The 5039-nt window shown below is 70.2% G+C and carries 5 protein-coding genes; 1 reads left to right on the forward strand and 4 read right to left on the reverse strand.

The genetic code is table 11. The features are described from left to right. Positions 1-130 precede the first annotated feature (130 nt). From efeO to GA0115259_RS33150, 4 genes are all read right to left on the reverse strand, one after another. Positions 131-1276, reverse strand: coding sequence for an iron uptake system protein EfeO (efeO, locus tag GA0115259_RS33135; RefSeq protein WP_093603803.1), 1146 nt, complete (start codon positions 1274-1276; stop codon positions 131-133). Positions 1277-1467: 191 nt separating this feature from the next. Further along, positions 1468-2361, reverse strand: coding sequence for a heme ABC transporter ATP-binding protein (locus GA0115259_RS33140; protein WP_093603805.1), 894 nt, complete (start codon positions 2359-2361; stop codon positions 1468-1470). A gap of 127 nt (positions 2362-2488) precedes the next feature. After that, the gene (locus GA0115259_RS33145; protein WP_237540671.1) at positions 2489-3517 is read right to left on the reverse strand and encodes a FecCD family ABC transporter permease; all 1029 of its coding nucleotides are present in this window, start codon (positions 3515-3517) and stop codon (positions 2489-2491) included. Positions 3518-3602: 85 nt separating this feature from the next. After that, positions 3603-4628 (reverse strand): heme/hemin ABC transporter substrate-binding protein, encoded by a 1026-nt coding sequence (locus GA0115259_RS33150; protein ID WP_345941056.1) that lies wholly within the window; start codon positions 4626-4628, stop codon positions 3603-3605. A gap of 162 nt (positions 4629-4790) precedes the next feature. On the opposite strand from GA0115259_RS33150, the gene GA0115259_RS33155 reads away from it, so the two are divergent. Further along, a partial coding sequence (locus GA0115259_RS33155; protein ID WP_176732738.1) for an HtaA domain-containing protein occupies positions 4791-5039 on the forward strand: 249 nt, incomplete at its 3' end.

Below are 5039 nucleotides of genomic sequence, written 5' to 3' on the forward strand. Positions count from 1 at the left end.
GAGCGCGAGCCCGGCACCGCCCCAGCCGAGGAGCGAACGGCGGGAGGGGCTGTGGGAGGGACTCTGTTTCTCCTGCGTGCCCTGCTTGTCCTGCGTGCTTTGAGCGTCGTCGGTCGTCATGGCCCGAGCCTTACTTGACGACGGCGGCAGCGAGCTTGGAGAGCGGTTCGGCCAGCGCGTTGACACCGTCCGACAGCTCCTTGCGCTGCGCCTTGCCGACCTTCTCGTACGAGGTGAACTCGTAGGAGTCGGGAGCGTCCCGGTACTTGTCGAGCAGCGCGCTCAGCGCGGAGAACTGCTTGTCCAGCTCCGTCACCAGCGCCGGATCGTTCTTCGAGGCGACCGGCTTGAGCAGCTCGTACGACTGCTGCGCGCCCTCGACATTGGCCTTGAAGTCCACCAGGTCGGTGTGGCTGTAGCGCTCCTCCTCGCCGGTGACCTTGCCCGCGGCGACCTCGTCGAGGAGCTCCTTGGCGCCGTTGGCCATGGAGGTCGGTGTGATCTCCGCCTTGCCGACGCGCTTCTGCCAGTCGGTCAGGTCCTTGTCGAGCGTGTCGGCGAGCGCAGCGGTCTCCGGGCCGAGCTTCTTGTCCGCCCAGAGCGCCTTCTCCAGCCGGTGCCAGCCGGTCCACTCCTGGCCGGGCTCCAGACCGTCGGCGCGCACATCGACCTTCGGATCGATGTCACCGAACGACTCGGCGACCGGCTCCGTGCGCTCCCAGCCGATCCGCGAGGGCGCGTACGCCTTCTTCGCGGCCTCCAGATCGCCCGCGCGCACGGCGTCGGTGAAGACCTTCACCTTCGGCAGCGTCTCGTCGGCCTGCGCCTGGACGTACTTACGGTATCCGGCGACCGCGGCGTCCATCTCCGGGCTGCGCTTGACGGCCGTACCGCCGGTGACGGTCACCTTCTGGCGGATGCCGTCGCCCTTCATGCCGGGCTTGCAGACGATCTCGTACGAACCGGCCTTCACCTCGGCCGTGACCGTCGCCTTGGTGCCCGGACCGATGTTCTCGCGCTCGGTGACGATGCGGTCGTCCGGGAAGAGGACATAGACCTCGGTGACCTTCGAGCCCTTGTTCTCGACGGCCAGCTCCACATGTCCGGCCGGGAACTCGTTCTTGGAGAGCTCGCAGGCGTCGTCCTTCGCGGTGACCTGGACGGCGCCGGCACCGTCGCCGGCCTTGGCGTCGCTCTTCTCGGCGCAGCCCGTGACGGCGGTCAGGGCAGCCACGGCGGTGGCTGCGGTGACAACGGAGAGACGGACAGGTCGCATGCGGGGCTCCACGATGGCTGGGATGGGACGGGAGGGTGGCTGAGTATGAAGGTGACGAGTCTGAAGGTGAGGCGGGCCTAACTTAACTGAGGCTTACCTTGGCAATGGCTATTCGTCCAGTGATTCAGCTCTCACTCTCCGCGCGGTTTATCCCTGGGACACGGAGAGGTCACAGGGATCTTTCGGGTGGGTCATGGTCGGGTCATGTATTGGTCAAGAGGTCTCTCTCGGTCCGTTCCTGTTCGGTTTGGGGGATCGCGTTTGGGGATCACCAGCGGAACGCCCGTACGCGGATGCGGGAACACCTCGACCGGCTGGCGGTAGACGCGGCTCAGCAGCCCGTCGCGGAAGACCTCGGCGGGCGGTCCCTCGGCCGCGACTTCGCCGTTGTGCAGTACGGCGACACGGTCCGCGTGCGCCGCCGCGAGTCCCAGATCGTGCAGTACGACCACGACGGCGTCACCGGCCGCCGCGCGCTCCCGGCAGATCCGCAGGACCAGTTCCTGGTGGCGCAGATCGAGCGCGGCGGTCGGCTCGTCGAGCAGGAGCAGCGGAGCGCGCTGGGCGAGGACCCGGGCGAGCGCGACGCGGGCCCGTTCGCCGCCCGAGAGCGCGGAGAAGGGCCGCCCGGCGAACGCGGTGACCTCGGTGGCCGCCATCGCCGCCGCGACGGCGCTCCCGTCCTCGTCCTCCAGCGGTGTTCCGGCCCAGGGCGCCCGGCCCATCCGTACGACCTCCTCGACCGGGAACGGGAAGGCGAGCGCGGCGGCCTGGGGCAGTACGGCGCGGCGCAGGGCGAGTTCGGGCGCGGACCACTCGTACGCAGGGCGCCCGTCGATCCGTACCTCGCCCTGGCCGGGCGGCAGATCGGCGGCGAGCGCGGCGAGCAGCGTGGACTTCCCGGCGCCGTTGGGCCCGACGAGCGCGAGCACTTCACCGGCGCGCGCGACCAGACCGACACCGGCCAGCACCTCGCGCCGCCCGAGCCGGACATGGAGCCCGCGGACCTCGGCGAGCGGCGTGCCGGTCGGGGCGGGTGCGGGCAGGGAGCGCCGACGCACGGAGAAGAGGGCCTTGAGGTTCATGCCCAGCCTCCTTGCCTGCGGCGGGTTCTGCGCAGCAGCCAACTGTGCTTGCCCGGGGGGCGACCCCCGGACCCCCGGCAGGGGGGTACGTCGTGGTTGGCGTGGGTGTGTTGTCCGAGGGCGGCTCTCATGCCCAGCCCCCTTGCCTGCGCCGCGTTCTGCGCAGCAACCAGAAGAAGAAAGGGCTGCCGAAGAGCGCGGTCAGTACGCCCAGAGGGAGTTCCGCCGGCGCGGCGACCGTGCGGGCCGCGAGATCGCCCGCGACCAGGACCAGCGCGCCGCCGAGCGCGCTGCCCGGGACCAGGAAGCGGTGGCCGGGACCGTTCGCCATGCGCAGCAGATGCGGTACGAGCAGACCCACGAAGGTGATGATCCCGGCCACCGCGACCGCCGCCGCCGTGAGCAGCGCCACGACCAGCACCAGCACGATACGGAGCCGTTCGACATCCACGCCGAGGTGGCGGGCCGGCCGCTCGCCGAGCGCGAGAAGGTCCAGCTTCCGTGCGTGGAAAGGCGCCACGGCGAGACCGGCCAGCGCGCACGGCAGTACGGCGAGCACCTTCGGCCAGGTCGCCTGCGCCAGCGAACCGAGCTGCCAGAAGGTGATCTGCGTGATCTGCGCGTTGTCCGCGAAGAAGATGAAGAGCCCGATCAGCGCTCCGGCGAACGCGTTGACCGCGATGCCGGTGAGGATCAGCGTGACCACTTCCGTACGGCCGCCCGAGCGGGACAGCGCGTACACCAGCAGCACCGTCGCCAGTCCGGCGACGAACGCGCAGACCGTCACCGTCCAGTTGCCGAAGAAGCTCAGTCCCAGCGCGATCGAGGCGACCGCGCCGACCGCCGCGCCCGACGAGATCCCGATGACTCCCGGTTCGGCGAGCGGATTGCCGAACACGCCCTGCGTCAGCGCGCCCGCGCAGCCGAGCGAGGCGCCGACGAGCAGCGCGAGCACGACCCGGGGCAGCCGGACGTTCCACAGGACGCTCTCGCCCACGCGGTCGAGCGCGGCGCCGCCGAGCCCGGTGCGGTGCAGGACGGAGGAGAGGACATCGCCGAGAGGGATGTCGTACGCGCCGATCCCGGCGGAGAGCAGACAGAGCAGGACCAGCGCGGCGAGCAGCCCGGCGGTCAGCAGGGCGGTGCTTGCGGACAGTTGCTTCCTGCTGCTGCTTCGGGTGCCGTTGCCGCTTCCAGTATCGGCTGGTGGCGGCTTCCGTGCGATCGGTGTCGTCGCCACCTCAACTCCCCTTCGCGTAGAGCTGCTTGACGATCGACTTCAGCACCTCGTCGGTGCGCGGACCGTAGTTCAGCAGTACGCCGTCCTCGATCGAGACGACCTTGCGGTCCATCCCCGCCGGAGTCTCCGCGACTCCCGGGATCTTCACCAGGCCGTCCGGCCCGCCCACGGATTCGAGGCCCTTGGTCATCACCAGGATCGCGTCGGGCGCGGCCTTCGCCAGTGCCTCGCTCGTGATCGCGGTGAAGTCCTTCCGCAGTCCGGACTCCTTGCCCGCGTCGACCGCGCCGGCCGCCTCCAGCAGGGAACTCGCTCCGGAGTCGGCGCCGCCGAGCAGATAGACGGAGGCCGAGCCACGCAGATAGAGGAACGCGACGCGCGGCTTCCGTTCGCCCTCGCGCGCCGGAATGTCCTTCTGTACGGCGGCGATCCGCGCGTCCGTACGCTCCTTCAGCTCGGTGCCGGCCGCCTCGACGCCCAGCGCGCCGGCCACCGCGTCGATCCGGGCACCGACATCGGCGAGGCTCTTCGCCGGTGCCACGACCACCAGCGGGATGCCCGCGTCCCGTATCTGGCCGAGGGCCTCGGCCGGGCCGGTGGTGGTGTCGGCGATGACGACGGTCGGCTTGAGCGAGAGCACGCCCTCGGCCGAGACATCGTGCGCCCGTGTCACCACCGGCAGTTTCGCCGCCTGTTCAAAGGTGGCGGTGATGTCGCGTGCCACCACGCGGTCGCCGAGGCCGAGTGTGAAGACGATCTCGCTCAGCGAACCGGTCAGCGGCACGATCCGGTCGGCCGAGGTGACCGTCACTTCGCGGCCGTCCGCCGAGTCCACCGTGACCGGCAGTCGCGGTGCCGGTATGCCCGCCAAGGGCTGGACGCGGTCGGCCGTCTTCGTAACGCCGTTGTCGCCGTTGCCACGGGCGGCGCTGCCGCCACCACCAGCGCCACCGCAGCCGGTGGCGGTCGCGGCCAGGGCGAGGGCGAGCGCGGAGAGGAGCGCACTCGTCAGGCGTGATCTGCGCACGGAGTGCACCGTCCTGTTCGTTGTCCTGATCGTTCTTTTTGTTGTGATTCCCGCCGACGGAGGGTTCCGGTTCGGGCTGGATGTAGCTTAGGTTAGCCTTACCTCGCTTGCCAGATCCGAGGATGTCTGTATCTCGGTCCGTTCACCTGTGGGAGTCACTCGATGCTGTCCTTCAGACCGGTGCGCGCGTTCGCCGTCGCGCTTCTGCTGGCGCTGCCGGGGGCCCTGCTGCCGGCCGCCGGCGCACAGGCGGCGGACCGTACGGTGCGGGGCGGCAGGCTCGACTGGGGCATCAAGTCCTCGTTCCTGAGTTACATCACCGGGCCGATCGCGCAAGGCAGTTGGGCACTCACCGGAGGCGCGGCGACGGTGGGCAGCCGGTTCCGCTTCCACTCGGCCACCGGCTCCCAC

This window comes from Streptomyces sp. MnatMP-M17, from assembly GCF_900091995.1.
In the GTDB taxonomy this organism is placed as follows: Bacteria; Actinomycetota; Actinomycetes; order Streptomycetales; family Streptomycetaceae; genus Streptomyces.

Coding starts and splice junctions, on each gene's coding strand:
- efeO (WP_093603803.1), bottom strand. CDS start 1,276: ATGCGACCTGTCCGTCTCTCCGTTGTCACCGCAGCCACCGCCGTGGCT.
- GA0115259_RS33140 (WP_093603805.1), bottom strand. CDS start 2,361: ATGAACCTCAAGGCCCTCTTCTCCGTGCGTCGGCGCTCCCTGCCCGCA.